The organism is Methylorubrum sp. POS3, assembly GCF_043352485.1.
In the GTDB taxonomy this organism is placed as follows: Bacteria; Pseudomonadota; Alphaproteobacteria; order Rhizobiales; family Beijerinckiaceae; genus Methylobacterium; species Methylobacterium suomiense.
In genome coordinates this window covers 4,240,150-4,265,296 of record NZ_JAPRBT010000001.1, presented here as the reverse complement: position 1 = coordinate 4,265,296, position 25,147 = coordinate 4,240,150, and the positions used below count along the sequence as shown (strand labels likewise).

The following is a 25,147-nucleotide window of genomic DNA, read 5'->3' as shown; positions in this document are numbered from 1 at the left end:
CTTTCAGCCCGTCACCGGCTGCAGCACCGCCCGCACCTCCGCATTGTCGAGCCAGCCCTGCACCCGGTCGCAATGCTGCGCGATTTTCGGTGCCGGAGCATAATGCGCGAGCGAACCCTCGACCATCGCCTGTAGATCGAAGCAGCGAACGGCATCCAAGAGGAAATCGAAGCCGCCGGCCGGCGGTTTGAAGGTGGTCCCACCGGTGAGCCCGTATCGCGCCGCGATCTCCGGATAGACCGGCCAGACGATGCCGCTCAGCGGATCGGTGAGAATCTCCTCGCAGCGAACCGGGCGGGCCGGAATATCGGCCCGCGCCAGGGCTTCGCGGGCGAGATCCTCCATCACGAACAGCTTCGGATGGTTGATCGTGTGCATGAAGCAGCCCCGGCGCATCCAGCCGGCGAACAAGCGCCCGAGCTCGAAGCCATGCGCTCGGCTCATCGCCAGGAGCGAGTCGCGCGCGCCGAACCAGCCGTCGAGATAGCCGATCTTGGCGAACACCTCGGCCCGGAACAGCGAGACGATCTCGCGCGCCGAGTAGCCGCAGGCGAAACCGTAGACGATCAGTGCCGAGTGGTAATCACCCATCGGCGAACCGAAATTGCGGCCCTTGTTGCTGATATAGACGATATCCGGATGGAAGGCCGGGAAGATGATGCTCGGCACCGGCACATAGGCACGCGCGGCCTCGCGCAGGCGGGCGGGCGTCAGAGCACCCAATTGCCCCTTCTCGAAGGGCAAGCTGACGGTGAGATCGGCGCCCGCCGCCATCGTCAGAACCCGTTCGGGGCTCGACTCGAACTCAGTGACGTTCGCCGGTTCTACCGTGGCGACCTCAGCATCCGGCGCAAGGAACCGAAAGCACCCGCCCAGGACCGCGACCTGACAATTGTGGCCGACGACGAGGATACGCCTAGCCACGGCTGTGCGCTCCCGCCCGCCAGAAGCTCCTCATCGCAGATGATGGCAGCCTGCTCGGCGAATTCGCGCCGCGCTTCGTGGAGGCTGCGGGACGAGGCGGGGAGGGCATCGGCGTCCCCGCCTTCGGTGAGATGGCGGAAAAAGACCCGCATGACATGGTCGACACCGTCCTTGCTGACGGATCTGAGATCGCTGTCGAGATAGCGAAACGCACCCTCGGGTGAGGTGACGATCTCGTAGGAGGGGAAGTAGAGCGTATCCGAGCGGGTATCGGCGAGGCGCTGCGCGGCGACCCGCAGGACTGCCTTGCTGTGCACGGTCGATTGCAGCACGTGCCGCGGCGCGTAGGTCGCCACCAGCGGCACCGGCGACACGGTGAGGATGAGGCGAGCCTGCGAATTCACCGCCTTCAGCGCATCGGCGAAGGCGGTGAGATCGGCGATCACTTCCTCGACCGGCTGGTTGGCGAACAGGTAGGCGGCCGCATCGTAGCGGCCGGCCGCGACGCCTGGGCATAGCGGGAACGCCGCCCCGTCGGAGGCCGCCTGCCATCCCTCGGTGAGGCCGAGAGTGAAGACGAAGACGTCGAGCGTTTCGAACAAGCACCGCACCTGCGCGAGATGCGCCTGCCGTTCGATCTCGACCGCCTCTGGGGAAGCGAAGCCGTCCGGCTCGATGCGCGGGCGAAACGGATCGGCGAAGCGTCCGTCCGGCCGTGTCCAGACCCGGTCCTGCGGGACGAAGCGGCCATAGGCCCGTTCGATCAATTGGTGCAGCTGGCGGGCGGTGTAAACGTTGCCGTAGCGCGCCGAGAACAGCCGATAACCGCGCGCCCGCGCCGCTTCGGGCGTCGTGCCTTCCGGTGCGTCCTCAGTGACGAGATAGCGGTAGCCACTTTCCTGGAGCCGCTCCGCGATATGCTGCGCAAAGCAACTGCCGGCCGTGCCGATCCGTGTCTGTCGTGTCAGGCGGAACGCGTCCGGGACCGCATGTCCCACCATCGGATCGAGGGCGAAGAGAGGAACGCTGCCGACCGACCGCTCCCAGAAGGCATGGTCGGGCAATCCCGAATAGGGGTTCTTATGCGGCGCGCGGTCCTGCATCGGCAGGCGGACCGTAATGGAGCGGGGAGGGGGCGGCAATGGCACCCTGTGAAGCGACGCCGACCGAAACCGATGCCGAGTTCCCGTGTCAACCTTCCGGCTTTCAGCATGCGTCGCTCGCTGAGATCGCCAGCGCAACAAGCAACCGAGCAGCGTTCAGTGCCCCCGGATTCCAACACCGGAACGGTGCGGATCGCGCGCCCTGGACACTCTTCGCATTTTGAATGCGACCGCGTCGGCGATAAAGCGGGCCTACGATCCGATCAAAGGCTGAAGAGACGATACCCATGGCCAATGTCGCATTCCTGGGGCTCGGCGTGATGGGCTCGCCGATGGCGGGGCATCTCGCCAAGAAGGGCCACACGGTCACGGTCTACAACCGGACGGGATCCAAGGCCGAGGCCTGGGTCGCGGCCAACGGAGGCCGGGCCGCCGCGACGCCCCGTGAGGCGGCACGGGGCTGCGCCGTCGTCTTCGCCTGCGTCGGCAATGATGACGATCTGCGATCGGTCGTGCTCGGAGAGGATGGCGCCTTCGCCGGCATGGAGAAGGGCGCGATCTTCGTCGATCACACCACCGCCTCCGCCGAAGTCGCCCGCGAATTGTCGGACGCGGCGGAGGCCGCCGGTCTGCGCTTCGTCGATGCACCGGTCTCCGGCGGCCAAGCCGGGGCCGAGAACGGCGTGCTGACCGTGATGTGCGGCGGCGACACCGCCGCCTATGAGGAAGCCGAGCCGGTGATCGCCGCCTATGCCCGCTCCTGCCGATTGCTCGGGCCGATCGGGTCGGGCCAGCTCACCAAGATGGTCAATCAGATCGCCATTGCCGGCTTGGTGCAGGGCTTGTCCGAGGCGATCCACTTCGCCAAGCGCGCCGGGCTCGATGTCGAGGCGGTGCTGGAGGTGATCTCCAAGGGTGCGGCCGGCTCCTGGCAGATGGAGAATCGCGGCAAGACCATGAATGCGGACAAGTTCGATTTCGGCTTCGCCGTCGAGTGGATGCGCAAGGATCTCGGTATTCTTCTCGCCGAGTCGCGCCGCAACGGCGCCCGGCTGCCGGTGACCGCTCTGGTCGATCAGTTCTACGCCGAGGTCGAGGCCATGGGCGGCAAGCGCTGGGACACCTCCGCGCTCATCGCCCGGCTGGAGCGCTCAGGCGGCTGACGGCGAGATCGCGCGCCGCCTCCGGCGGCAGCCAGTGCCAGTCCGCCCCCATCTGGTGGCGGAACCACGTGTGCTGCCGTTTGGCGTAGCGGCGGGTGTCGCCCTGGCCCCGCCGGATCGCCTCGTCGCGGCTGATCGTCCCGTCGAGATGGGCGATCAGCCCCGGCACGCCGTGAGCACGCATCACCGGCAAGAGGGGATCGAGCCGACGCGCCCGCAGCGCTGCGACCTCGTCGAGGGCGCCGTCGTCCATCATCGCGAGGAAGCGCGCATCGATCCGTCGACGCAGCGTGTCACGTTCGACCTCGAGAAAAAGCTTCAAGGTTGCCCGTCCGGCCAGCGGGCCGGGCTCGCGGCTCTCGTGGAACGCGCCGATCGGCCGGCCGGTGGCGGCGAAGATCTCCAGGGCCCGCATCACACGCATCCGGTCAGTGGGGCGCAGGCGCGCGGCACTGACGGGATCGCGCTCGGCGAGCCGCGCGTGCAAGGCCTCGGTCGGTCGATCCTCCGCCTCCAACCGGACGGCCTCGCGGACGGCGGCCGGAACCTCGGGCAGATCGGACAGACCTTCGTCGAGCGAGAGGAAATAGAGGCCGGTGCCCCCCACGAAGATCGGGAGCCGGCCGGTTGCCTCGGCCTCAGCGAGAAACGCGGCGGCTTGGCGCTGAAAATGACCCACGGAAAAGTTCACGGCCCCGTCGACGCTGCCGTAAAGGCGATGGGGAGCGAGCGATTCCTCCTCCAGGTTCGGCCGTGCCGTCAGGACGCGCAGGTCGCCATAGACCTGCATCGAGTCGGTGTTGATCACCGTCCCACCGAAGGCACGGGCGAGCGCCAAGGCCAGGGCCGACTTGCCCGACGCCGTCGGCCCTGCAATGAGAACCGCGGGCAGGCGGCCTTCCTCGCGTCCCTGCGCCACAGGCACGGCGTCGCCTCCATCAAGCTTTCGCACCACGCACTCTCATGACACTCTTCGCGACGCTGATAGCAAACCCGTCCCGGCCCGCCATCACCGATGCGGTGCTCGCAGAGACCCGCAGGGTGCTCGCCACCGACCATCAACCGCGAATCCTGCACGGCGAGGTCGCCGCGGAACTGCTCGTTCCGGCGGAGCCGGACGAGGCGGCGGCCCTCACGGAGCGGCTGCGCCACGCCTTGCAAGGGGAGCCTATCGACGTGGCGGTGCTGGAGGGTGGCCCCCATCGGCGTCGACGCCTGTTCCTGGCCGACATGGATTCGACCATGATCGAGCAGGAATGCATCGACGAGCTCGCTGACCTCGTCGGCATCAAGCCGCAGGTGGCCGCCATCACCGAGCGGGCCATGCGCGGAGAGATCGCGTTCGAGCCGGCGTTGCGGGAGCGGGTCGGACTGCTCAAAGGTCTCTCGGTCGATGTCATCGACGGGCTGATCCGGGACCGCATCCGCCTGACGCCGGGCGGGCGAACCCTCATCGCGACGATGCGGGCGCACGGAGCCCATACCTGTCTCGTCTCGGGGGGCTTCACCCTGTTCACCGGGCCGATCGGAGCGATGCTGGGCTTCGAAGAGACGCGCGCCAACACGCTCGACGTGGCGGATGGCCATCTCACCGGACGGGTGGTCGAGCCCATCGTCGGGGCGGAGGCCAAGCGTGCGACGCTGATCGAATGGCGCCAGCGGCTCGGCCTGTCCGAGGCCGACACGCTGGCTGTGGGGGATGGGGCCAACGACCTGCCGATGCTCGGCGAAGCGGGCCTCGGCATTGCCTTTCGCGCCAAGCCCAAGGTCGCGGCGGCGGCGCGGGTGCGGATCGAGCACGGCGATCTGACGGCGCTCCTCTACCTCCAGGGATACTCGGCCGCCGAATTCGTCGGTTGACCGGACGCCTCAGGTCTTTCGCCGGGCGATGAGCCCGACCAGAACCAGAGACACCGCAAGCGAGGTCGAGAGCGCGACCGTGTAAGTGACCGCCATGCCGGTCGTCGGCGCGAGGCGGATCACCGCGAGGTTGAAGGCACAGAGGCCCACGGCCCCTGAGACGGTCCCGCGGATGGTGGCCACGGCCTCGGGACGTCCGTTTTGAGCGTGGACGAAGACGATCAGCGGCCACGCGATCACCGGCACCGGAGCGAGGAGGCCGCTGACGGCGGGCCCCAGCAGCGGTGCGCCGAGCGTCACCAGCACGACGAGTCCGGTCGAGACGGCGATCCGCGCCGGGAGATCCCAGGGCGGCAAGCGGGCAGCCCGCGTCCCCGCAGGTGCATCGCGGGTGAGCACCAGCATCAGCCCAGTCAGGACGAGATCGAGGAGGACAAGAACCGTCTCCGCGCCGATACGGCCGGCGGCGAAGGCCCAGAGGATGAAGCCGGACAGGCCCGCCAAGCAGGACAGCGGAACCGACCAGCGCCGGCTCGCCTGGAGATAGGCGAGATAGGAGGCAAGGACCGCCCCGACGCCGACCAGCGAGCCGTGAGCGGCCTCGCCGGCAAAGCACAACCCCTGCTCCGCGGCGAGATAGATCGAGATCGGCCCGGAGGTCAGGGGCAGGCCAGCGGCGACGCCGCCGGCGAAGCTGCCGAAGCGCCGGTTCACGTAGGTGACCAGCGCCATCAGCAGCGGCGTGACGGTCAGCTTGACTGCAAGCAGTCCCACCGTCACGCGGCCGGTAAGCAGGCGTCAGTCGAGCCCGATCGCGACGAAGCGCACATCGCCACCCGTGCTGGCGACCAGCAACAGCACGGATTTGCGGCCCTCTTTCTTCAGGGCCTCGACCCGCTTGGTGACGTCGGCGGGGGCCGCCACAGCCTCCTGTCCAACTTCGACGATCACCTCGCCGGGCTGGATGCGCTTGTCGGCCGCGGTGGAGTTCGGATCGACCTTGGTGACGACGACGCCGCTCTTCACCGTATCCTTGATGTTGTAGCGACGGCGGGCCTCATCGGAGAGGCCGGACAGGTTCAAACCGAGGATTTGCCGGTTGACGGTTTCCGGCTCGGGCTGCTTCGCGTTGGCGACCTGGGTCTTCTCGCCGTCCTCGAGACGTCCGAGCAGGACCGACTTCGACTGCTCCTCGCCCTTGCGCACGACCAGCACATCGACGGTCTTGCCGACCGGGGTCGCGGCGACGATGCGGGGCAGCTCGGTGGACGACTTGACGGGCACGCCATTGAACTTGACGATGACGTCGCCGACTTCCAGGCCGGCGGTCTTGGCCGGGCCCTTCTCGTCGATGCCCGCGACCAGCGCGCCCTTGGCGCCGCCCTTGAGGCCGAGCGCCTCGGCCGTGGCATCGTCCACGTTCTGGATGCGCACGCCGAGCCAGCCGCGGCGCACTTCGCCGAACTGGCGCAGCTGATCGATGACCGGGCTCGCCGTACCCGACGGGACCGCAAAGCCGATGCCGACCGAGCCGCCGGAGGGCGACAGGATCGCGGTGTTGATGCCGATGACCTCCCCGTCCATGTTGAACAGGGGTCCGCCGGAATTGCCCTTGTTGATGGCCGCGTCGGTCTGAATGTAGTTGTCGTAAGGACCGGACTCGATATTGCGGCCGCGGGCCGAGACGATGCCGGCGGAGACCGAGCCGCCGAGGCCGAACGGGTTACCGATCGCCATCACCCAGTCGCCCGGGCGCATCCTGTCGGAATCGCCGAACGGAACGGCCTTCAACGGACGCTCGGCGGTCGGCTTCACGCGGAGCAGGGCAAGGTCGATCTTGGAATCCTTGCCGATGATCTCGGCCTTGAGCTTCACGCCGTCGCTGAGAATGACCTGGATGTCATTGGCATCGCCGATGACGTGGTTGTTCGTGACCACGATGCCGGACGCATCGATGATGAAGCCGGAGCCGAGCGAGTTCGATTTGCGCGACGGCGAGCGCGGGCTGTCCTCATCGCTGCGAGGGGTGCCCTGCTGTCCGCGACGCTTGAAGAATTCCTCGAAGAGATCCTCGAACGGGGTTCCCTGAGGCAGCTGGGGCAGGCTGCGACCGGTGCTCTTGGCCTCCACGGTGGTGGAAGCAGAGATGTTGACGACGGCGTCCGTCACCTTCTCGGCGAGGTCGGCGAGCGATTCCGGGCCCTTCGCCAGGGCGGGAAGCGGCAGCGACGTTGCGGCCACCGCAACACCGATCATCGCGGCAGTGAGCGCCGAGGCGGCGCGTCGGGCGATGGTCGAGCCGGACGACGGCCGACGGCCCTGTTCGGCATTCGCGGCGAATCTCGCTGCGGGCATCATCGGCGGTTTCCTCACGTTCATGAACGCGGCCCGTTTCGGGCCTGCCCCTCTATAAATTCGGCGGCCGGCACCCCGATCAAGAGTGCCGGCCGCGGATGCCGCAGGCTCAGGCGGCTTAGCGGACCGTACCGGTCGTGCCGGGGCTGGCCTCGCCCTTCGCCGCTTCGCCCTTCGCCGCCTCGGGCTTGCGGCCCTGCGGATCGGAGAAGTAGCGGAAGAAGTCCGAGTTCGGACTGACCACGAGCTTCGTATCCTGCCCCTTGAGCGCGGATTCGTAGGCCTGCATCGAGCGGTAGAAGGCGAAGAAGTCGGCGTCACGACCGAAGGCTTCGGCGAGGATGCGGTTCTTGTCCGCCTCGCCCGCGCCGCGCAGTTCTTCGGCCTTCTGATTGGCTTCGGCCAGGATCACGGTGACGTCGCGATCCGCCTTGGCGCGGATCAGCGTTGCCGCCTGATCGCCGTTGGCGCGGATATCGGTCGCCTCCTTCTTCCGCTCAGAAGTCATGCGATCATAGACCGCCTGACTGTTCTTCGCCGGAAGGTCGACGCGGGTCATGCGCAGATCGACGATCTCGACGCCGAGTCCCTTGGCCTCGCGGTTCACGCTGTCCTGGATCTCGTTCATCAACTTCGCGCGGTCGGTGCGCACCAGCGCATCACGGCTGGAGCGGGCGAGCACGTTGCGCAGGGCCGAGTTGGTGAAGCTCGCCAGACGCTGGTTCGCCTGGGCCACCGTGCCGACCGACTGGTAGAATTTCAGCGGATCGACGATGCGGTAGCGGGCGAAGGCGTCCACTTCCAGGTTCTGCCGGTCGGCCGTGAGCAGCGGCTGGACCGGCAGGTCGAGATCGAGCACGCGCTTGTCGAACAGCACGACGCTGTCGGCGAACGGCACCTTGAAGTAGAGGCCCGGCTTGTTCTGGCCGACCGGATTCAGGACGTCGCGCACGCGGCCGAGCTGGAGCACCAGCGCCTGCTGCATCTGCCCGACGGTGAAGACCGAGGCGTAGAGGCCGACCGCGATCGCTGCCGCGACCACCATCAGGCCCGTGCGGAGGGCGGGATTGTTCATCGGTTCGTCGCTCCGCTCGCAGCAGGGGCCCGCAGGGTGTCGGTCAGGGGCAGGACCGGCAGCACGCCGGCCGCTCCGCCGGCACCCGAGACACCGGAGCCGCTCTGGTCGATGATCACCTTGTTCACGGAACCGAGAACCTTCTCCATGGTCTCCAGGAAGATGCGCTCGCGGATCACGGCGGGCGCGGCCTTGTACGACTCGTAGACCTGGCTGAACCGGGCGGCCTGACCGGTCGCGTCGGCGGTTGCCTGGGTGCGGAAGGCTTCCGCGCCCTGGACCACTTGGCTCGCCTTGCCTCGGGCCTGAGGCACCTCGCGGCTGGCGTAGGTTTCGGCCTCGTTGCGCACCTGCTGGGCGTATTGCTGCGCGGCGTTCACGTCGATGAAGGCCGGACGCACCTCCGGAGGCGGGTTGACGCTGGTGAGCTGCACCACCTCGATGCGCACGCCCGCGCCGTACTCGTCGAGCGCCGCCTGAAGGATCTCCTTGACCTCCTGGGCGATGCTGGACTGCTCGTTGGTCAGGATCGGCTGGATGTTGCGCCGACCGATCACCTCGCGCATGGCGCTCTCGGCGATGGCCTTGATGGTGCCGTCGGGGTTGGCGAGATTGAAGACGTAGTCTTCGGCCTTGAGCGGATTGACGCGCCACTGCACCTCGAAATCGAGGTCGACGATGTTCTCGTCGCCGGTGAGCATCAGGCTCTCCTCCGGCACGTCGCGGGTGCGCGTGGCGCTCCCACCGGTGACGTAACCGATCGGAATCGAGTTCACGACGCCGACATTGGGCTTCTGCACCGTGCCGATCGGATAGGGGAAGTTGTAGCGCAGGCCCTCACCCGTCGAGCCGGTATAGCGGCCGAAGATGGTGTTGATGCCGACTTCGTTGGGCTTCACGATGTAGAAGCCGGTGAGCAGCCACGCCCCGAGCACGAGGCCCGCCGCGATCAGGATGCCCTTGCCGCCGCCGAAGCCGCCGCCCGGCATCACGCCGCGCAGTCGGTCCTGTCCGCGCCGGAGCAGATCCTCGAGATCGGGGGGCGTCTTGCCGCCGCCCCCGCCACCCCAGGGACCGCCGCCGTTGCCGCCGCCGGGACGGCCCCAGGGACCGCCACCGCCGCCGCTCTGATTGCTCCAAGGCATTCTCGACGTGAACTCCTGCTCAGGCCGCGCCCGCACGGGGCGGATACGACAAATTTCTCAAGCCGCGAGAACGCGTTTGCGGCGCCAACCGGACGCCGCGCACCTGAGTGGCCACGAACGGTCCTGTCAAGGCTGGCAGGTGGGCGCGCGGCCCGTCAATGGCAACCGCACCGACCGACCTCGCCCCCATCGGAACCCTGCGGCCAATGCGCCCCGGTTCGATCAACGGCTGGACCCGCGTTCCCAATCCACGAAGCTGTAGGGAAACTCGTCGCGCTCCCCCGCCGGATGCCGTTCCCGCAGGGTCTCGTGGAAGAGAGACCGGTCGAAAGCGGGGAAATGCACATCGCCCTCCGGGCTCGCCTCGACCTCGGTGAGATGCAACCGGTCCGCATGGGGTAGGGCGAGTGCGTAGATTTCCGCACCGCCCGTCACCATCAATTCGTCGGACCCGGCGGCGGCCACCGCCTCTTCCCAGCTATGGACGATCTCGGCGCCGTCCAGGGTGAGGTTCCGGTCACGGGTCAGCACGAGGCTGCGCCGTCCGGGCAGGGGCCGCCCGATGGAATCCCAGGTTTTGCGGCCCATCAGGATCGGCTTGCCGAGGGTCAACGCCTTGAAGCGCTTCAGGTCACTCGACAGGCGCCAGACGAGGTCGTTGTCGCGGCCGATGACGCCGTTGCGGGCAACGGCCGCGACGAGGGAGATGCGGGAGGCCATCAGACCGCCACCGGTGCCTTGATGGCGGGGTGGGGGGCGTAATCCGCGATGGCGATGTCCGCGAAGGTGAAATCGAACAGGGAACGGACCTCCGGGTTGAGCCGCAGCCGGGGCAGGGGGCGCGGCTCACGGGAGAGCTGGAGGCGGGCCTGCTCCAGATGGTTCACGTAGAGATGGGCGTCGCCGAAGGTATGGACGAAATCGCCGGGTCGATGGCCCGTCACCTGCGCCATCATCGCGGTCAGCAGAGCGTAGCTCGCGATATTGAACGGTACGCCAAGGAAGACGTCGGCCGAGCGCTGGTAGAGCTGGCAGGAGAGGCGCCCATCCGCCACGTAGAACTGGAACAGGCAGTGGCACGGAGCGAGCGCCATCCGATCGAGATCGGCCGGATTCCAGGCCGAGACCACGAGTCGGCGCGAATCCGGATTACGGGCGATCTCGTCGAGGACCCACGCGATCTGGTCGACCGTCCCGCCGCCGGGCTTCTCCCAAGACCGCCACTGACGCCCGTAGACGGGGCCGAGATCGCCCTGCGCGTCGGCCCACTCGTCCCAGATCGTGACGCCGTTCTCGCGCAGATACCGGACGTTGGTGTCCCCCTTCAGGAACCACAGCAATTCATGGATGATCGAGCGCAGATGCAGCTGCTTCGTGGTCACGAGGGGAAACCCCTCGGCCAGATCGAAGCGCATCTGATGCCCGAACACCGACAGCGTTCCGGTGCCGGTGCGGTCCTCCTTGCGGATGCCGTCCGTGAGGATGCGGGTCAGGAGATCGTGGTACGCGCGCATGTCCGGTCAGGTCTGACGGGCCGCGAAGCGGATGTCGAGTCATCGTCGCAGTCAGCGTAAACCGGGCCCGATCTGGTAGACGACCAGCGCGAGGTTGCTCCACGCGTGCAGCAGCATGCAGGGCCACAGCCGTCCCGTACGCCAGCGCAGCCAACCGAGGGTGAGGGCGAGCGGCAACAGGGTCAGGGGCCGGGCTAGGGCGTGAAACGCGTTGGCGTTCCTGGGGGCTGGCTCCAATCCGATATGGGCGAGGCAGAAAATCAGCGCCGTCGTCACGATGGTCGCGGCCGGCCCGAGGAACCGGCTCGCCCGCGCATAGACCTCGCCCCGCAGGAGCAGTTCCTCCGCGATCGGCGCGAGCAGGACCACGAAGGCGAACCACAGGGCGACCATGGAGGGCGACAGGAACGGCGAGATCCGCACGCCCTGGGCGAAATTGACCTGGAGCGCCGCGGCGGTCGCCGTGACCCAGGCGATGTGGATGAGGGGCCAGAGCGGCAACAACCACAGGAGCCGCCGGGTCGAGGCGCGGGGTATGGCCGGGGCGGCGAAGCCCAGCCGCGCCCACACGGCCCCCGGCCCAGCGCTGCGGCAGGCCCAGGCGGCGAGCGCCACCACGAGGAGTGCCATCAGCCCCTGCCGCAAGGCATCCGTCACGACGCCACGGGCGGCGAGTTCGGCCAGCGGCAGGCGCGGACGCTGAAGGGTCGGGGTGAACGGGTCGATACCCAGACGCCAATCGCCCACGAACCGGACGAGGGCGATCGCGAGGAGCGTCGCGGCGATGAGGACGACGAACGGCACCGCCACGAGCGCGAGGATGCGCCCCATCCACAGGAGCGGAGCGACGGGGGAGGGGGAAAACCGCGGCGAATCCGTAGGGGAAGGTAGGGACGCGCGCATGCCATCGGGCGGCATATCGGCCACGCTTGCAACGCGGAGCGGATCTGAGCGCGGATCGCTCTTCAAAACCGCCGTCAGCCCCTCTATATTCCCCTTGCCGGTCGCAAGGCCGGCTATGGCGATAAACGTTCTTCGCAATAAACCTATCGGACCCGGGGGCGGTACCCGGCGCCTCCACCCGAACCCAGGACCGATGGCCGCATGGTCATCACGCGGCAAATTCCTGGGCTCCGGCGGGGGCGAAATAGGATCGACGAGGGCGTAAAGGGAGCACTTTCGCTCGGCATGGTTCCGCCGTTATCGGGCCTTTGCAATAGTTGCCAACGACAACTTTGCTCCGGTGGCTGTCGCCGCGTAAGCGGTGCCAAAAACCGACCTAAAGTCCTAGCGGGTAGCACCGCATAGGCGGGGTTCGGAGGTACCTGGCAACAGAAACCTCCACTCAATTTCCACGTCCCGGCGCTGCCGCCCTCCGGCCGTGACCGGACAAGCGAGCGCCGATGGCCGAAGATCTGATCCGTTACGATCTCCTGGTTCAGGATGCCCTGCGCGGCGTCGTGCGCAAGGTGCTGACCGACGCGGCCCGCGAGGGCCTCTCGGGCGAGCATCATTTCTACATCTCGTTCCGGACCGAGGCGCCGGGTGTGCGCATGTCGCAGCGTCTGCGGGAGAAGTACCCGCAGGAGATGACGATCGTTCTTCAGCACCAGTTCTGGGATCTCGGCGTCACCGAGCACAGCTTCGAGGTCGGCCTGTCCTTCTCCGGCGTGCCGGAGCGGCTCCTGATACCCTTCGACGCGCTGTCCGGCTTCTTCGACCCGTCGGTGCAGTTCGGGCTCAAGTTCGACCTGAACGACGGCACCGAGGGCGAAGAGACCGCCGAGGTACAGCCGGCCACGCCGAAGATCGGTCCACGCGGTGCGGCGTCCGAGCCCACCGAGATGAAGCCCAAGGGGACCGGCCTCACCCCCATCGCCGCCGGCCCGAAGATCGTTCCGGCACTGCCGGCGACGCGCGAGGGCAAGGAGACCGAGGACGGCGCCAAAGCTCCGAAGCCCGAGGCGGCCGAGAAGGGCGACAAGGAAGCCAGTGCCGAGGTCGTCAGCCTCGACGCGTTCCGCAAGAAGAACTGACCCAGGCCCCAGCCGTTTGGCGTTTACCGCACTTGGGAAAATCCCTGTCGCGCCCTCACTAGGCGGGCAATTTTGGTATCCAGAACCGGGATAAATCGGTAATTCACACGGGCGGCCTCGAGTCGCTGGCGGGGGTCACGCGTGTGAAGGGGCGAGGCAGCTCACAGTCCTGGCTCATCGTTGCGCTCTTCCTGGCGGTGGGCTGCCTCGTATTGGCGGTCGAGCCACGGCTGCTGGAGCGCGTCCCGAGCCTCGCCCTTCCCTCGGCGAGAACAGCGTTCAGGGCGGAATCGCCCGCCCATGAAGCCCCTGCCGTGCCGAAGCCCGCGTCGCGCACGGCCATCGAAGGTGGGCGCATCGTCGTGAAGCTCGCCCCCGGCGAGCGCGAGCGGATCGGCGTCGAGACACTGGATGTCGCCCCGGGCAACCACCGCATCGAGATCCAGGCCTATGGCAGCGTCCTCGATCTTGCCCGGGTCACCGAACTCACGAATGCCTATGCCAGCGCGCAGGCCGCGCTTCAGACTGCCCAGGCCAAGGCCGAAGTCTCGAAGAGCGCTTTTCAGCGTGCCCGCAATCTCGGCCCCTACGCGACCCAGGTGCAACTGGAAACCGCCGAGGGCACCTACCAGACCGATCAGGCGAGCCTCTCCGCGGCCCAATCGCAATTGCGAACGTTGGCGGCCACGGCCCAGCAGGAATGGGGACCGGTGATCGGGAAGGCGATCATTGAGCGCGCCCCGGCGGTGACGCGCCTGATCGAGCGAACCGAGTTCCTCGTCCAAGTCACGCTGCCCCCCGGCGAGGTGCTGAAGGGCCAGCCCAACACGGCTTTTGCCGAAGTCCCGCCGCAGAGCGAGCGCGTGGCCCTGCGCTACGTCTCGCCCGCCACCCGCACCGATCAACGCATCCAGGGGGTCAGCCTCTTCTACGTCGTATCGGGTGACAGCGGGCTGCTGCCGGGCATGAGCACCCTCGCCTTCATCACCGCGGACCGGGCGGCACACGGCATCCTCGTGCCGGAAGACGCCGTGGTGCATTGGCAGGGCGGGGCGTGGTTCTATCGGGCGATCGGCGAGGGCGGGTTCGCCCGCCATCCGCTCCCGTCGGGCGCCGCGATGTCGGCGGATGCCTACGTCGTCGGCGACATCGCCGAGGAGACCGAGATCGTCGTCCGCGGGGCACAGGCGCTGCTGTCGGAGGAGGCGAGGGCCCAATCGCCCGCGGCCGTGGACGACGACGATTGAGTCCGCCCGTGTCACCGGCCACCGGCCCGCAGGCCGCCCTCGTCGCCTTCGCGGTGCGCTTTCCCGGCGTGGTGCTGGCGCTCGCGCTGGCGCTGCTCGTCTACGGTGCGATGGCCCTGAACGAGGCGAAGTACGACGTCTTTCCGGAATTCGCCCCACCCACCGTCTCGATCCAGACCGAGGCACCCGGCCTGAGCCCGGAGCAGGTGGAAGTGATCGTCACGCAGACGGTCGAAGGCGCGATCAACGGCCTTCCCGGCATCGCGACACTGCGCTCCTCCTCGATCCAGGGGCTCTCCGTCGTCACCGCCACCTTCACGACCGGGACCGACATCTATCGGGCGCGCCAGCTCGTCAATGAGCGCCTATCGACCATCGCGAGCCGGTTGCCGCAGGGCATCATGGCCCCGACCATGACGGCGCTGACCTCCTCGACCGGGACGGTTCTGGTCCTCGGTCTGACATCGACGACGCGATCGCTCCTCGACCTGCGCACCGTCGCGGATTGGCGGCTGCGGCTACGGCTGCTCGCGGTTCCCGGTATCGCCGAAGTGCTGGTCTATGGAGGCGATCTCCGCTCGATCCAGATCCAGGTCCGGCCGCGCGATCTCATCCGTTTCGGGATCGGCCTCAACGACGTGCTCGTCGCGGCGCGCAAGGCGACCGGCGTGCGCGGCGCCGGCTTCGTCGACACCACCAACCAGCGCATCGCCCTGCAGACGGAAGGACAATCGCTCACGCCGGAGGAGGTCGCCCGCACGGTGCTGGTCAACGAGGGCGGGGCCAGCGTCACCCTCGGCGATGTGGCCGATGTGCGCGACGCCCCCGAGCCGTCGATCAGCGCGGCGCAGATCGACGGCGTGCCCGGCGTCCTGCTCTCCGTCGGGGCGCAGATCGGCGCCAACACCGTCGAGGCCACCGCGCGGGTCGAGGCGGCGCTCGCCGAATTGCGGCCGAGCCTGGAGCGCGAGGGCATCGTGCTGCGCACCGACCTGTTTCGCCCCGCGAATTTCGTCGCGGTCGCCAACGGCCACGTGATCCAGGCGCTGGCGCTGGGCGGCCTTCTCGTCGTGGTCGTGCTGTTCCTGTTCCTGCTCGACTGGCGCACCAGCCTCATCAGCGCGGTCGCCATCCCGCTCTCGCTGATCGCGGCGGTGGTCGTCCTCGCGGCCATCGGCGAAAGTCTCAACGCGATGACGCTGGGCGGGCTCGCCATCGCCATCGGCGAGGTGGTGGACGACGCGGTCATCGGCGTGGAGAACGTCGTACGGCGCCTGCGCGAGAACCGGCGGTCGGACATGCCCCGGCCCGGACCCGCCATCGTCTTCGACGCGGTGATGGAGGTGCGCACCTCCGTGGCCTACGCGACCCTCGCCGTGCTGCTTGTCTTCCTGCCGGTCCTGGCGCTGACCGGAGTGGCGGGCCGGCTGTTCGGGCCGCTCGCGCTCACCTACATCCTCGCCGTTCTGGCCTCGCTCGCGGTGGCGCTGACGCTCACCCCCGCCCTCGCCGTCCTTCTGCTCGCCCGGCGCAAGCGACTGCCCACGCACGATCCGCTGCCCATGCGGACCTCGCGCGCCGCCTATATGCGGCTGCTCGCGCGCATCGACCGCGCCCCGAAGCGGGTGATGGCGGTGGGGGTCGTGGCGGTGGCCGCCGCGGGGGCGGTCGTGCCCTTCCTCGGCGGCGCGTTCCTGCCCGATCTGAAGGAGGGGCACCTGATCCTCCACATGGCCGCGGCGCCCGGCACCTCCCTCGAGCAGTCGCTGCGGCTCGGGCAGCACCTGACGAAGGCGCTGAAGGAGGTGCCCGGCGTGCGCGCCGTGGCGCAGCAAGTCGGGCGGGCCGAGGCCGGCTACGATGTGGGCGGCACCCATTACAGCGAGATCCATATCGATCTCGCGGCGGGACTCGATGGCGAAGGCCAGGAGGAGGCCGAGGCCGGCATCCGTGCCGTCATGGCTCGCACGCCCGGTGCGGGCTTCTCGCTCAAGACCTTCCTGACCGAGCGCATCGAGGAAACGGTCTCGGGCTTCACCGCACCGGTGGCCGTCAACGTGTTCGGCAACGATCTCGCCGCGATCGAGGCCGCCGCCCGCGACGTCGCCCGCGAACTCGCCGAAGTGCGGGGGGCGGCCGACGTGCAGGTGGTCTCGCCCGCGGGTCTGCCGCAGATCAACGTATCGCTGCGCGCCAACGATCTGCGCCATTGGGGCCTCGACGCGGTCGAGGTCCTCGAGATCGTACGCACCGCCTATCAGGGCGACGTGGTCGGACAGACCTACCAGGGCAACGCCGTCTTCAACGTCACCGTCATCTTGGAGCGCGCGGCGCGGACCCGATTATCAAATCTCGGCGACCTGCCGATCCGGGTGCGCGGGGGCAGCTTCATCCGCCTGTCCCAGGTCGCCGACATCTACGAAACCTCCGGCCGATACGCCGTCCAGCATATCGGCGCGCAGAGGGTGCAGCCGGTCACGGCCAACGTCGTCGAGCGGGACGTCGCCTCCTTCGTCGAGGCGGCGCGGCGCAAGATTGCCCGCGAAGTGAAGTTGCCGCCCGGGGTCTATGTAAGTTTTGCGGGCGCGGCAGAGGCGCAGACCAAGGCGCGGCGCGATCTCATCGCCTACTCGGCCCTCGCCGGCCTCGGCATCGTGGTGCTGCTCGCCGTCGTGACCGGATCGGTGCGCAATCTGATCCTCGTTCTCGTGAACCTGCCCTTCGCCTTCGTCGGCGGCGTCGCCGCCGTGGCGGCGACCGGAGCCGTCGTGTCTCTCGGCTCGATCGTCGGCTTCGTCACCTTGTTCGGCATCTCGCTGCGCAACACCATCATGATGGTCTCGCATTACGAGCACCTCACCGCCGTCGAAGGTCGCGCCTGGAGCCGCGCAACCGCGATCGACGGCGCGGCAGATCGCCTCGTGCCGATCCTCATGACCTCCCTGGTGACGGGCCTCGGCCTCCTGCCGTTGGCGCTCGGCGCCGGCGAACCGGGCCGCGAGATCGAGGGACCGATGGCGCTGGTGATCCTCGGCGGCCTCGTGACGTCGACCGTTCTGAACCTCCTGATCCTTCCGACGCTCGCCCTGCGCTACGGCCGGTTCGGCCGCACATCCCTTGCTGGCTAAGCCTTCAACGGTCCGGCTCGGAGTGGAGCGGTTGCCTTCCACTTGACCGAGTACGCTGTCCAGACAGCTCTCGACTTGAGTGCGTCACTCTCAATACCCACAAGGCAAACGTAGTTTTTTAAAAACCTCCCTTGCGTCTTCCTGCAACACGTATGATCTTCGCGCACGGGGGCCTTAGGAGCGGACAAGCAGGATGACGGAAGAAAGCCAGAAAACGTTCAACGACTTCGTAGAATTAGCGAGTGATATCGTTTCGTCCTACGTGTCGAATAACTCAGTGCCTGCATCCGAGCTTCCGGGCCTGATCATCAACGTTCACGCAGCTTTGACCGGCCTCGGAACGGCCACTACGGCAGCGCCCCCCGCTGAAGAAGCCATCGAGAAGCCCACGCCGGCCCAAGTCCGCAAGTCCGTGACCCCGGATGCCATCATCAGCTTCGTCGACGGCAAGCCCTACAAGACCCTGAAGCGCCATCTCGGCACGCACGGTCTCGATCCCTATTCCTATCGTCAGCGCTACGGCCTGCCGAACGACTACCCGATGGTCGCTCCGAACTACGCCGCGCAGCGCTCGGCGCTCGCCAAGTCGATCGGCCTGGGCCGTCCCGGTGGGCGGATCGAAGACGAGGTCGAGCCGGAGCCTGAGCCGAAGCCGACCCGTTCGCGCCAGAAGGTCGCCTGAGCGCCGCTCAAGCCCGAAGGAGCGCCCGCCTCGATGCCGATGCGGGCCATCATTCGACCGACCCAGCCCGCTTCCCGGCTACGGTCGTCGCTCTAGATCAATGACCGGCCCGTCCCGTGGGGCGGCCGGTGTCCCTGGGATGCGGGATGCCGCGGAGGCTCGCGAGGGATGAGGCATGGCGGGCGCCGCCCATCTGATAGTCGACGTGGCCGGCACGCCCTGTGCCCTGCCGCAGGCCGAGATCCGCGAAATCCTGCCGTTGCCGCGTCTGCACGCGCCGCCCGCCTCGGGCGGCCCGCTGGCCGGGTTTCTCAATCTCGGTGGCGAACCGGTGCCGGTCGTCGATCTTGCCCTGCTGTTCGGCTTGCGCGACGTCGCGGAGACGGACGACCCCTACCGTCACGTGATCCTTGCCCGCGGTGGGTCGCTCGGCCTCCTGGTCGACCGCGCCCTCGATGTGATGCAGATTGCGGATGAGAGCCTGCGACCCGTCGAGCCGGAGCGAAGCCTGAATGGCTGCGTCGTCGCCGAGTTCACCCGCGGTAACGAACTCGTTCATCGCCTGTCGCTACCGCGGATCCTGACGCTGGAGGAGCGGGTACGACTCGATGCCCTGGCCGCGGAGGCGCGCGACCGCCTCGCACGGTTCGCCTTCAACGAGACCATTCGGCCCGCGTGACTCGCCCGCCCGAACGTTTGCAGCGCGCCCCGCTCGCGGGCGCCGATCCCGGCTTTCCCGCTCTGAAGGAGCAGGTGATCGCCCGCACGGGCCACAACTACTACATCGACAAGGACGATCTCCTCCACGACCGGGTCCGGCGGCGGCTGAAGATCTGCGGTCTCCCGGATTGCACCGCCTATCTCGCGCGGCTCGAAGGACCGGGCGGGCGCGAGGAATGGGCGGCGTTGGAAGCCGAGATCACCATCGGTGAAACCTTCTTCTTCCGCTACGCCGAGCAATTCGAAGCTCTGCGCGGTCGCATCCTGCCCGAACTGATCGCGGCGCGCGGCAATGTTCGCACCCTGCGCATCTGGAGCGCCGGCTGCTCGACCGGCGCCGAGCCCTATTCTTTGGCCATCCTGATCCGCGACCTTCTCGGCGAGGCGTTGTCCGACTGGTCGGTCACGATTCTCGGCACGGATCTGAGCGTGGAGGCGCTCGCTACCGCCCGCGAGGCCGAGTTCGGCCCCTGGGCTCTGCGGACACTCGGCGAAGCCGACCGCCTACGCTGGTTTCGTCGTCTTCCCGCACGGTCCGGCCGGCCGCACGGATCCTATGCCCTGCGTCCGGTCTACCGCCGCATGGTCCGGTTCGAGCGGCAGAACCTGCTTTCGCTGATCGACGCTGCGCAGCCTGCCGGTGGGGCGGCATCCCCGATCGGACCGACCTACGATCTGATCCTGTGCCGCAACGTGCTGATCTATTTCAATGCCGATCATGTGAACCGGATCGTGCGTGCCCTCGGACAGCGGCTTCAACCCGGTGGATGGCTGCTGATCGGTCACGCCGAGCCCAACCCCGCCTTCGCGCAATGGCTGGAACCGGTGGCCTTGCCCGGCACCGTCGCCTACCGCCCGGCGGGAACGGTTCTGGAGGTCGATCCACCGGCTCCCTTCATGCCGCCCCTACTGGAAGCGGCAGCGGTCGAGCAGGCCGTTCCCCTCCCACCTCTTCCGGAACCGCCCCAAGACTTGCCTCCCGCCCCCATGCCGGAGGCATCTCGCGAACCCCTATCGGTCGATGCTGCAATCGAAGCGGCGGAACCCGCCGCGTTGATCGAAACGGTCCGAAGGCTCGCCGATGCGGGAGAGACCGCTCAGGCTTGGCGCCTCCTTCAGGACGCGATCGGCGGGCGAGGCACGGAACCGGCTCTCCGCTATTACGAGGGCCTGCTCGCGCTCGATCTCGGCCGCGAGGTGGAGGCGGAGCGGGCTCTGCGGGGCGCCCTGTTCCTCGACCGTGGTTTCGTGATGGCGCATTATCAGCTCGGCCTGCTGCTCGCCCGCCACGGGCGTCGGGACGAGGCGGCCCGTGCCCTCGACAACGCGCTCCGGCTCGCGCAAGGACTACCGCCCGTCACGATCCTGCCGGAGGGAGACGGCGTGAGCGCCCATCTGTTGGCCGAGAATGCGCGGGGGATCCTCTCCGGCATCGGTGGGCCGCCCGCCCGGGAAGCCGCCAGGGAATCGGAATGAAGGCCGCTCTCGATGCCAGCCGCGACGCCCTGCTCGACGCCCGCGCGGCGGCTCTGGCCGGCCGCTCGACGGAAGCGGCCCGCCCCATCGAAACGCACGGCTATCTCGTCTGTCTCTGCGGACCCGAACGCTACGGCCTGCCGCTCGGTGCGGTCGCGGGCGTAACGCCGCCACGTCCCATCACGGCGCTGCCCGGCGCACCGGCGACCCTCCGCGGCATCTGCGCCATGGCCGGGACGATCGTCAGCGTTCTCGATCTCGCTGCCTGTCTCGGACTCGTCGCCGAAGGCGAGGGCGGGCATTTCGTACGGCTTCGGGCGCAGGAGCCGCCGCTGGCCCTCGCGGTGGATCGTGTCGTCGGGATTGCCCGCATCGAAGCCCGCCCGGCCGATCCCGCGAGCACCCTGGGAGGCGGACCGCTTCTGGGCTATGTCCCGCCCGGCTCCGACCGCACCGACGACGTCCGCGACGGCTTCACGATCCTCGACCTGCCGGCCTTGCTGGCTCGCTTCCTTTCCTGATGGCCCGGCTGAGGCCGGATCCCTCTCGCCGGAGTCTTCGAACGCTCGTGTCACCGACGCATCGGACCACGCATTCTCCCGGGACCGGTGAGGCAAGCCTCCACGGATCGGCGTTCGCCGCTCCGGCGATGAGACGATCCATTCGCGGCTGGCACGAGATCGCGTCGAGCCCGGCCCGCTCCGGCGCGGCTGCGTCTCGCTCGAACGGGAATCGCTCTGTCGGGCAGCGCGGACACAACCATCGCGAAGCGGCTTTCGCCGCCCCCATCGACATCCGGGACGCCGTTCCCGACGGTTCCTGGATCTGAGAGAAGTCGAGCATGGCGAACACATTCGGCCTCAACCGCTCGCTGGGCGGCGCCATCGGTGCGATCGCGCTCGTGTCGGTTCTCAGCAGCGTTGCCGTGCAGGTGACGCTCGCTCAGTTGCACGACGCGACCGAGGCCCGCGGACGATCCAATCGTATCATCCGCGGCCTCGACGCGTTCCGCTCGGCCATGCTCGATCAGGAAACCGGGATTCGCGGCTACCTGCTCACCGGGCGGGAAAGCAGCTTGGAGCCCTACAAGACCGGCCGGCTCGCACTGGACGAGACGATCAATCGCCTCCGGGCGACGATGGGCAGCGACACCGACCAATCGCGCATGCTGGCCGATGCCGTCGTGGCGGCTCGGGCATGGCAGACCGATGTCGGGGAAGCCGCCCTCCGCCGCGCGGCGGATCCGGCGACGCGCTCCGAAGCCGTCCGGATCGAAGCCGACGGGTCGGGGAAACAGCTCTTCGATACCCTGCGCGAGAAGCTCGGCGCCATCGAGATGGCGGAAGAGCGCGTCCGCGCCAAGCAGAACGAGCGGGTCGCCGAGGGCGAGCGCAATTCCAATTTCGCCCTTTGGGGCACCACGCTGCTCACCCTCCTCATCTGCGCCGGGTTGGCCTTCGTCATCAGCCGCCTGATCGTTCGCCCGCTCGCGAGCGTGATGGCCTTCGTCGAGCGGGTCGGCTCCGGGGATCTGACCGGCCGTGTCGAGGCGACGGGCCTCAACGAGGTCGGGCGGCTGGCCACGACGCTCAACACGATGGTGGCAGGCCTCGGGGACCTAGCCCGGACGAACCGCTCCGCCACCAACGACCTCAACGCCGCCGCGGCGGAGATCCGCGCCTCGGCCCAGCAGCAGGCGGCCAGCGTCGAGGAGCAATTCGCCGCCGTGCAGGAGACCGCCGCCACGGTCGACGAGATCACCCATTCGGGCGCCCAGATCTCGAAGCGGGCGAGCGAAGTGATCGCCACCGCGCAGGCTGCGGCGCAAACCGCCCGCTCGGGCCTGCGCGCCGCCACCGACACCGCCAAGGCGATGGAGTCGATCCGCGAGCAGGGCGAGGCCGTGGCCGGCAACATCGTCGCGCTCAGCGAGAAGACGCAGGCGATCGGCGAGATCATCGTCACCGTCAACGACATCTCCGAGCGCACCCATCTGCTGGCGCTCAACGCCGCCATCGAGGCGGCGGCCGCGGGGGATGAAGGCCGCAGCTTCGCCGTCGTCGCTTCGGAGATGAAGCTGCTGGCCGATCAGGCCAAGCAGGCGACCGTGCAGGTGCGCGGCATCCTCGGCGAGATCCAGCGGGGCATCAACGCCTCGGTCATGCTGACGGAGGAGGCGGTCAAGCGTGCCGCCGCCGGCAAGACCCGCACCGACTCGACCGTCCGCACGATCGAGGAGATGGCCGCCCGGGTCGAGGAGGGCGTTCAGACCTTCCAGCAGATCGTGGCCTCGACCAACCAGCAACAGCTCGGCATCGAGCAGGTGATGGGGGCGCTCCAGAACATCCGGCAGGCGAGCCAGCAGACGGCAGCCGGCACCCGCGAGGTCGAGACCGCCTCGGCCAACCTGACCGAGCTGGCGCAGGGGCTGATGGCGTTGGCCGAACGCTACCGGCTCTGACGCGCGCTGATGGATATCCGTCAGCAACTGCTCGCCGCCTTCGATGTCGAGCATCGGGAGCATCTCGACGCGATCCGCGCCGCCCTCGCGGCCGAGGGCGGGGTCGATTGGCACGACGTGTTCCGACGGGCCCATAGCCTGAAGGGCGCCGCCCGCGCCGTCGATCTGCCGCCGGTCGAGGCCGTGGCGCATCAGCTGGAGGCCCTGTTCGAGCGCATCAGCGCGGGCCGGCATCCCCTCGACCGGGACGCCAGGGCCGCGACCCATCTCGCCCTCGACCGGATCGAGGCCTACGTGGCCGCGGGTGGCGCGGCGTCGATGCCGGACGATGCGCTCGCCGCCCTTGCCGCCTGTCTCCACCCCACCGCATCGACGCCCTCAGGGACCGGGACTTCGGGAGCGGAGGCTGCGGCCCCCCCGCCCCCTGAAGCGATCCCGTCAGCCGCAAAGCTGCCCCCCTCCACTGCGCCGGAAGCGGCGGGCGAGCCGTCGCTCGCGGTCCTGCGCGTACCGGCCGCCGCGGTCGAGGCGCTGACCCGGGCAAGCCATGGGCTCGGGGCCGCCTTGCCGACCCAGCTCGCGGCAGCCGAGCGGGCGTCGCGGCTCGCGGCCCATGCGCGGTCGCTGCGGGGCCGGACCGAGGCCGTCCAGCGCCAGAGCTTGGCCGGCGGCATCGACGAGGTCACCGCCCTGCGCCGTGCGCTCGCCGAGATCGAATCTGGACTTGGCGCTTTGGCACGCGAGGCCTCCGATCTGGCCCAGGGGCAGAAGGCGGCCAATCTGGCCGTCGAGACCGCCGCCGCCCGCGTCCGCGAGGAGACCGAGCGGCTCGCCCTGGTGCCTGCCGAGACGGTGTTCGGCGGTCTCGCCCGGATGGTGCGGGATCTCGCCCGTGCCGAGGGACGCGATGTGGAGGTGAGCGCCCGTGGCCTCGACCTCCCGGTGGAGCGGGCCATGCTCCAGTCTCTCAAGGATCCGGTTCTGCACGCCCTGCGCAACGCCCTGAGCCATGGCGCCGAGGCGCCGGAGGCACGGCGCCGCGCCGGCAAGCCGCCTACTTTGTCCATCTTGCTGACCATCGAGGCCCAGGGCGGACGCCTCGTGCTCGGTATTCACGATGACGGGCGCGGGCCGAATCTCGACGCGATCGCGGCGACGGCCCGGGAGCGTGGTCTCATCGCTCCGGACGAGCATCCGGCGCCCGAGGCTCTGCTCGCCATGCCCTTCGAGCCCGGCTTCTCGACCGCCGGCGCCGTGGATGCCCTGTCGGGACGCGGCATGGGCCTCTCCGTGGTGGCCGAGGTCGCCCGCGCGCTCCATGGGCAGGCACGGCTCGCTCCGCGCACGCCGCACGGCACGTCCCTGATCCTGACTCTGCCCCTCTCCGCCGCCCAGCGCCCGGTGGTGATCGTCGAGGCGGGCGGTGCCCGCTACGCCCTGCCGAGCGGCGCGGTCGAGGCTCTGACCCGACTCGATCCGGACACGCTGGAGACCGTGGCGGGCCGTCCGGTCGTACCGGTCGAGGGTGATGGGGCGCGGGCCGGTGCGACGCTGCCGGTCGCCTCGCTCGCCGCGCTGCTCGGCGTGCCCGAGACGGCCGCCGAGGCCGGGACGGTGCCCGCGCTGCGGCTGCGCGGGAGCCAGGGAAGCGGTTTCGTGACGGTCACTCAGCTGCACGACGTGCGCCGGCTGCTCGTCCTGCCGGCCCCGCCGATCGGTGTCGATCCCGCTCTCGTGACTGGCACCGTGCTGCTCGGCACGGATATGCCGGCCCTGGTGCTCGATCCCGACGGCCTGCTGGCGCGGTTCGGCCGCACCGGTCCGCGGCCGGCGCAGGAACGTATGAAAGGATACGGTTCCGCCGACGGAACGATGGCAGAGAAACGACGTTCGACGATTCTTGTCGTCGACGATTCCATCACGACCCGCACCCTGGAGAAGAGCATTTTGGAAGCGGCGGGCTACCGCGTGATCGTCTGCGTCGATGGTCAGGAAGCACTCGACCGTCTGCGGGCGCGGATCGAGCCGGTCGATCTCGTCCTGGCCGACGTCGAGATGCCGCGTCTCGACGGCTTCGGCCTCGTCGAGGCCCTGCGCCGGGAAGACGATTTCGGGCGGTTGCCGGTCGTCCTGATGACCTCGCGCGGCGACGAGGCGGACGTCGCCCGCGGGCTCGAACTCGGAGCGGATGCCTACCTGACGAAGCAGAAATTCGATCAGCGCGCGCTCCTGGATACCATCGGTCAGCTGCTGTGAGC

Annotated in this window: 21 protein-coding genes and 1 other RNA gene; 12 read left to right on the top strand and 10 right to left on the bottom strand. The window is 68.6% G+C overall.

The window, feature by feature from the left end; all coding sequences use genetic code 11:
* Positions 1 to 3 precede the first annotated feature (3 nt).
* Positions 4 to 924 (bottom strand): WcbI family polysaccharide biosynthesis putative acetyltransferase, encoded by a 921-nt coding sequence (locus OWC43_RS19710; RefSeq protein ID WP_393957963.1) that lies wholly within the window; start codon positions 922 to 924, stop codon positions 4 to 6.
* Positions 825 to 2,027, bottom strand: a complete 1,203-nt coding sequence (locus OWC43_RS19705) for a GSCFA domain-containing protein (protein WP_393957961.1) — start codon at positions 2,025 to 2,027, stop codon at positions 825 to 827. The genes OWC43_RS19710 and OWC43_RS19705 overlap by 100 nt, the downstream gene beginning before the upstream one ends.
* A gap of 287 nt (positions 2,028 to 2,314) precedes the next feature.
* On the opposite strand from OWC43_RS19705, the gene OWC43_RS19700 reads away from it, so the two are divergent.
* Positions 2,315 to 3,190 carry an NAD(P)-dependent oxidoreductase gene (locus OWC43_RS19700; protein WP_393957960.1) on the top strand — a complete coding sequence of 292 codons (876 nt, stop codon included), beginning with the start codon at positions 2,315 to 2,317 and terminating at the stop codon, positions 3,188 to 3,190.
* Here the strand turns inward: OWC43_RS19700 and miaA are convergent.
* On the bottom strand, positions 3,159 to 4,109 hold the full coding sequence (miaA, locus tag OWC43_RS19695; RefSeq protein ID WP_393958599.1) for a tRNA (adenosine(37)-N6)-dimethylallyltransferase MiaA: 951 nt from the start codon (positions 4,107 to 4,109) through the stop codon (positions 3,159 to 3,161). The genes OWC43_RS19700 and miaA overlap by 32 nt on opposite strands.
* Positions 4,110 to 4,153: 44 nt before the next feature.
* Here miaA and serB point away from each other — a divergent pair, with 44 nt between their 5' ends.
* A complete protein-coding gene (serB, locus tag OWC43_RS19690) occupies positions 4,154 to 5,050 on the top strand; it encodes a phosphoserine phosphatase SerB (RefSeq protein WP_393957959.1) in 897 nt (298 codons plus the stop codon).
* Between the two features lie 9 nt (positions 5,051 to 5,059).
* Here the strand turns inward: serB and OWC43_RS19685 are convergent, their stop codons facing one another.
* The 7 genes from OWC43_RS19685 to OWC43_RS19655 all read right to left on the bottom strand — a co-directional run bounded on the left by OWC43_RS19685 (position 5,060) and on the right by OWC43_RS19655 (position 11,970).
* Positions 5,060 to 5,824, bottom strand: coding sequence for a hypothetical protein (locus OWC43_RS19685; RefSeq protein ID WP_393957958.1), 765 nt, complete (start codon positions 5,822 to 5,824; stop codon positions 5,060 to 5,062).
* A 24-nt stretch (positions 5,825 to 5,848) separates the two neighbouring features.
* Positions 5,849 to 7,405 (bottom strand): DegQ family serine endoprotease, encoded by a 1,557-nt coding sequence (locus OWC43_RS19680; protein ID WP_393957957.1) that lies wholly within the window; start codon positions 7,403 to 7,405, stop codon positions 5,849 to 5,851.
* A gap of 118 nt (positions 7,406 to 7,523) precedes the next feature.
* Entirely contained in the window at positions 7,524 to 8,480 is a 957-nt protein-coding gene (hflC, locus tag OWC43_RS19675) for a protease modulator HflC (RefSeq protein ID WP_137828826.1), read from the bottom strand.
* Positions 8,477 to 9,625 (bottom strand): FtsH protease activity modulator HflK, encoded by a 1,149-nt coding sequence (gene hflK / locus OWC43_RS19670; RefSeq protein ID WP_137828825.1) that lies wholly within the window; start codon positions 9,623 to 9,625, stop codon positions 8,477 to 8,479. The genes hflC and hflK overlap by 4 nt, the downstream gene beginning before the upstream one ends.
* A 222-nt stretch (positions 9,626 to 9,847) precedes the next feature.
* A complete protein-coding gene (locus OWC43_RS19665) occupies positions 9,848 to 10,345 on the bottom strand; it encodes a dihydrofolate reductase (protein WP_393957955.1) in 498 nt (165 codons plus the stop codon).
* Positions 10,345 to 11,139 (bottom strand): thymidylate synthase, encoded by a 795-nt coding sequence (locus tag OWC43_RS19660; RefSeq protein WP_393957953.1) that lies wholly within the window; start codon positions 11,137 to 11,139, stop codon positions 10,345 to 10,347. The genes OWC43_RS19665 and OWC43_RS19660 overlap by 1 nt, the downstream gene beginning before the upstream one ends.
* Positions 11,140 to 11,190: 51 nt before the next feature.
* A complete protein-coding gene (locus tag OWC43_RS19655; RefSeq protein WP_393957952.1) occupies positions 11,191 to 11,970 on the bottom strand; it encodes a CPBP family intramembrane glutamic endopeptidase in 780 nt (259 codons plus the stop codon).
* 129 nt (positions 11,971 to 12,099) lie between these two features.
* Between OWC43_RS19655 and ssrA the strand changes: the two genes are divergently transcribed.
* From ssrA to OWC43_RS19605, 10 genes are all read left to right on the top strand, one after another.
* Positions 12,100 to 12,485: a transfer-messenger RNA gene (gene ssrA / locus OWC43_RS19650) on the top strand.
* A gap of 57 nt (positions 12,486 to 12,542) precedes the next feature.
* On the top strand, positions 12,543 to 13,175 hold the full coding sequence (locus OWC43_RS19645; protein ID WP_393957950.1) for an SspB family protein: 633 nt from the start codon (positions 12,543 to 12,545) through the stop codon (positions 13,173 to 13,175).
* A 230-nt stretch (positions 13,176 to 13,405) separates the two neighbouring features.
* Positions 13,406 to 14,422, top strand: coding sequence for an efflux RND transporter periplasmic adaptor subunit (locus OWC43_RS19640; RefSeq protein ID WP_393958598.1), 1,017 nt, complete (start codon positions 13,406 to 13,408; stop codon positions 14,420 to 14,422).
* 8 nt (positions 14,423 to 14,430) lie between these two features.
* Complete coding sequence (locus OWC43_RS19635; protein ID WP_393957949.1) at positions 14,431 to 17,550, top strand: efflux RND transporter permease subunit; 3,120 nt, start codon at positions 14,431 to 14,433, stop codon at positions 17,548 to 17,550.
* 193 nt (positions 17,551 to 17,743) lie between these two features.
* Positions 17,744 to 18,232 (top strand): MucR family transcriptional regulator, encoded by a 489-nt coding sequence (locus OWC43_RS19630; RefSeq protein ID WP_393957947.1) that lies wholly within the window; start codon positions 17,744 to 17,746, stop codon positions 18,230 to 18,232.
* A 175-nt stretch (positions 18,233 to 18,407) separates the two neighbouring features.
* The gene (locus OWC43_RS19625; protein ID WP_393957946.1) at positions 18,408 to 18,911 is read left to right on the top strand and encodes a chemotaxis protein CheW; all 504 of its coding nucleotides are present in this window, start codon (positions 18,408 to 18,410) and stop codon (positions 18,909 to 18,911) included.
* Positions 18,908 to 20,428: a CheR family methyltransferase gene (locus OWC43_RS19620; protein ID WP_393957945.1), complete on the top strand. Its 1,521-nt coding sequence runs from the start codon at positions 18,908 to 18,910 to the stop codon at positions 20,426 to 20,428. Before OWC43_RS19625 ends, OWC43_RS19620 begins: the two co-directional genes overlap by 4 nt.
* A complete protein-coding gene (locus tag OWC43_RS19615; RefSeq protein ID WP_393957944.1) occupies positions 20,425 to 20,949 on the top strand; it encodes a chemotaxis protein CheW in 525 nt (174 codons plus the stop codon). The genes OWC43_RS19620 and OWC43_RS19615 overlap by 4 nt, the downstream gene beginning before the upstream one ends.
* A 320-nt stretch (positions 20,950 to 21,269) precedes the next feature.
* Positions 21,270 to 22,889 (top strand): methyl-accepting chemotaxis protein, encoded by a 1,620-nt coding sequence (locus OWC43_RS19610; protein ID WP_393957943.1) that lies wholly within the window; start codon positions 21,270 to 21,272, stop codon positions 22,887 to 22,889.
* A gap of 9 nt (positions 22,890 to 22,898) precedes the next feature.
* Entirely contained in the window at positions 22,899 to 25,145 is a 2,247-nt protein-coding gene (locus OWC43_RS19605) for a response regulator (RefSeq protein ID WP_393957941.1), read from the top strand.
* Positions 25,146 to 25,147 lie beyond the last annotated feature (2 nt).

Excerpts from the sequence above, each read along its gene's own strand:
- OWC43_RS19610 (WP_393957943.1), top strand. The coding sequence starts at position 21,270 with ATGGCGAACACATTCGGCCTCAACCGCTCGCTGGGCGGCGCCATCGGT.
- OWC43_RS19680 (WP_393957957.1), bottom strand. The coding sequence starts at position 7,405 with ATGCCCGCAGCGAGATTCGCCGCGAATGCCGAACAGGGCCGTCGGCCG.
- OWC43_RS19605 (WP_393957941.1), top strand. The coding sequence starts at position 22,899 with ATGGATATCCGTCAGCAACTGCTCGCCGCCTTCGATGTCGAGCATCGG.
- OWC43_RS19645 (WP_393957950.1), top strand. The coding sequence starts at position 12,543 with ATGGCCGAAGATCTGATCCGTTACGATCTCCTGGTTCAGGATGCCCTG.
- OWC43_RS19700 (WP_393957960.1), top strand. The coding sequence starts at position 2,315 with ATGGCCAATGTCGCATTCCTGGGGCTCGGCGTGATGGGCTCGCCGATG.
- hflK (WP_137828825.1), bottom strand. The coding sequence starts at position 9,625 with ATGCCTTGGAGCAATCAGAGCGGCGGCGGTGGCGGTCCCTGGGGCCGT.
- serB (WP_393957959.1), top strand. The coding sequence starts at position 4,154 with ATGACACTCTTCGCGACGCTGATAGCAAACCCGTCCCGGCCCGCCATC.
- hflC (WP_137828826.1), bottom strand. The coding sequence starts at position 8,480 with ATGAACAATCCCGCCCTCCGCACGGGCCTGATGGTGGTCGCGGCAGCG.
- OWC43_RS19705 (WP_393957961.1), bottom strand. The coding sequence starts at position 2,027 with ATGCAGGACCGCGCGCCGCATAAGAACCCCTATTCGGGATTGCCCGAC.
- OWC43_RS19630 (WP_393957947.1), top strand. The coding sequence starts at position 17,744 with ATGACGGAAGAAAGCCAGAAAACGTTCAACGACTTCGTAGAATTAGCG.
- OWC43_RS19625 (WP_393957946.1), top strand. The coding sequence starts at position 18,408 with ATGGCGGGCGCCGCCCATCTGATAGTCGACGTGGCCGGCACGCCCTGT.
- OWC43_RS19665 (WP_393957955.1), bottom strand. The coding sequence starts at position 10,345 with ATGGCCTCCCGCATCTCCCTCGTCGCGGCCGTTGCCCGCAACGGCGTC.
- OWC43_RS19615 (WP_393957944.1), top strand. The coding sequence starts at position 20,425 with ATGAAGGCCGCTCTCGATGCCAGCCGCGACGCCCTGCTCGACGCCCGC.
- OWC43_RS19660 (WP_393957953.1), bottom strand. The coding sequence starts at position 11,139 with ATGCGCGCGTACCACGATCTCCTGACCCGCATCCTCACGGACGGCATC.
- OWC43_RS19655 (WP_393957952.1), bottom strand. The coding sequence starts at position 11,970 with ATGGGGCGCATCCTCGCGCTCGTGGCGGTGCCGTTCGTCGTCCTCATC.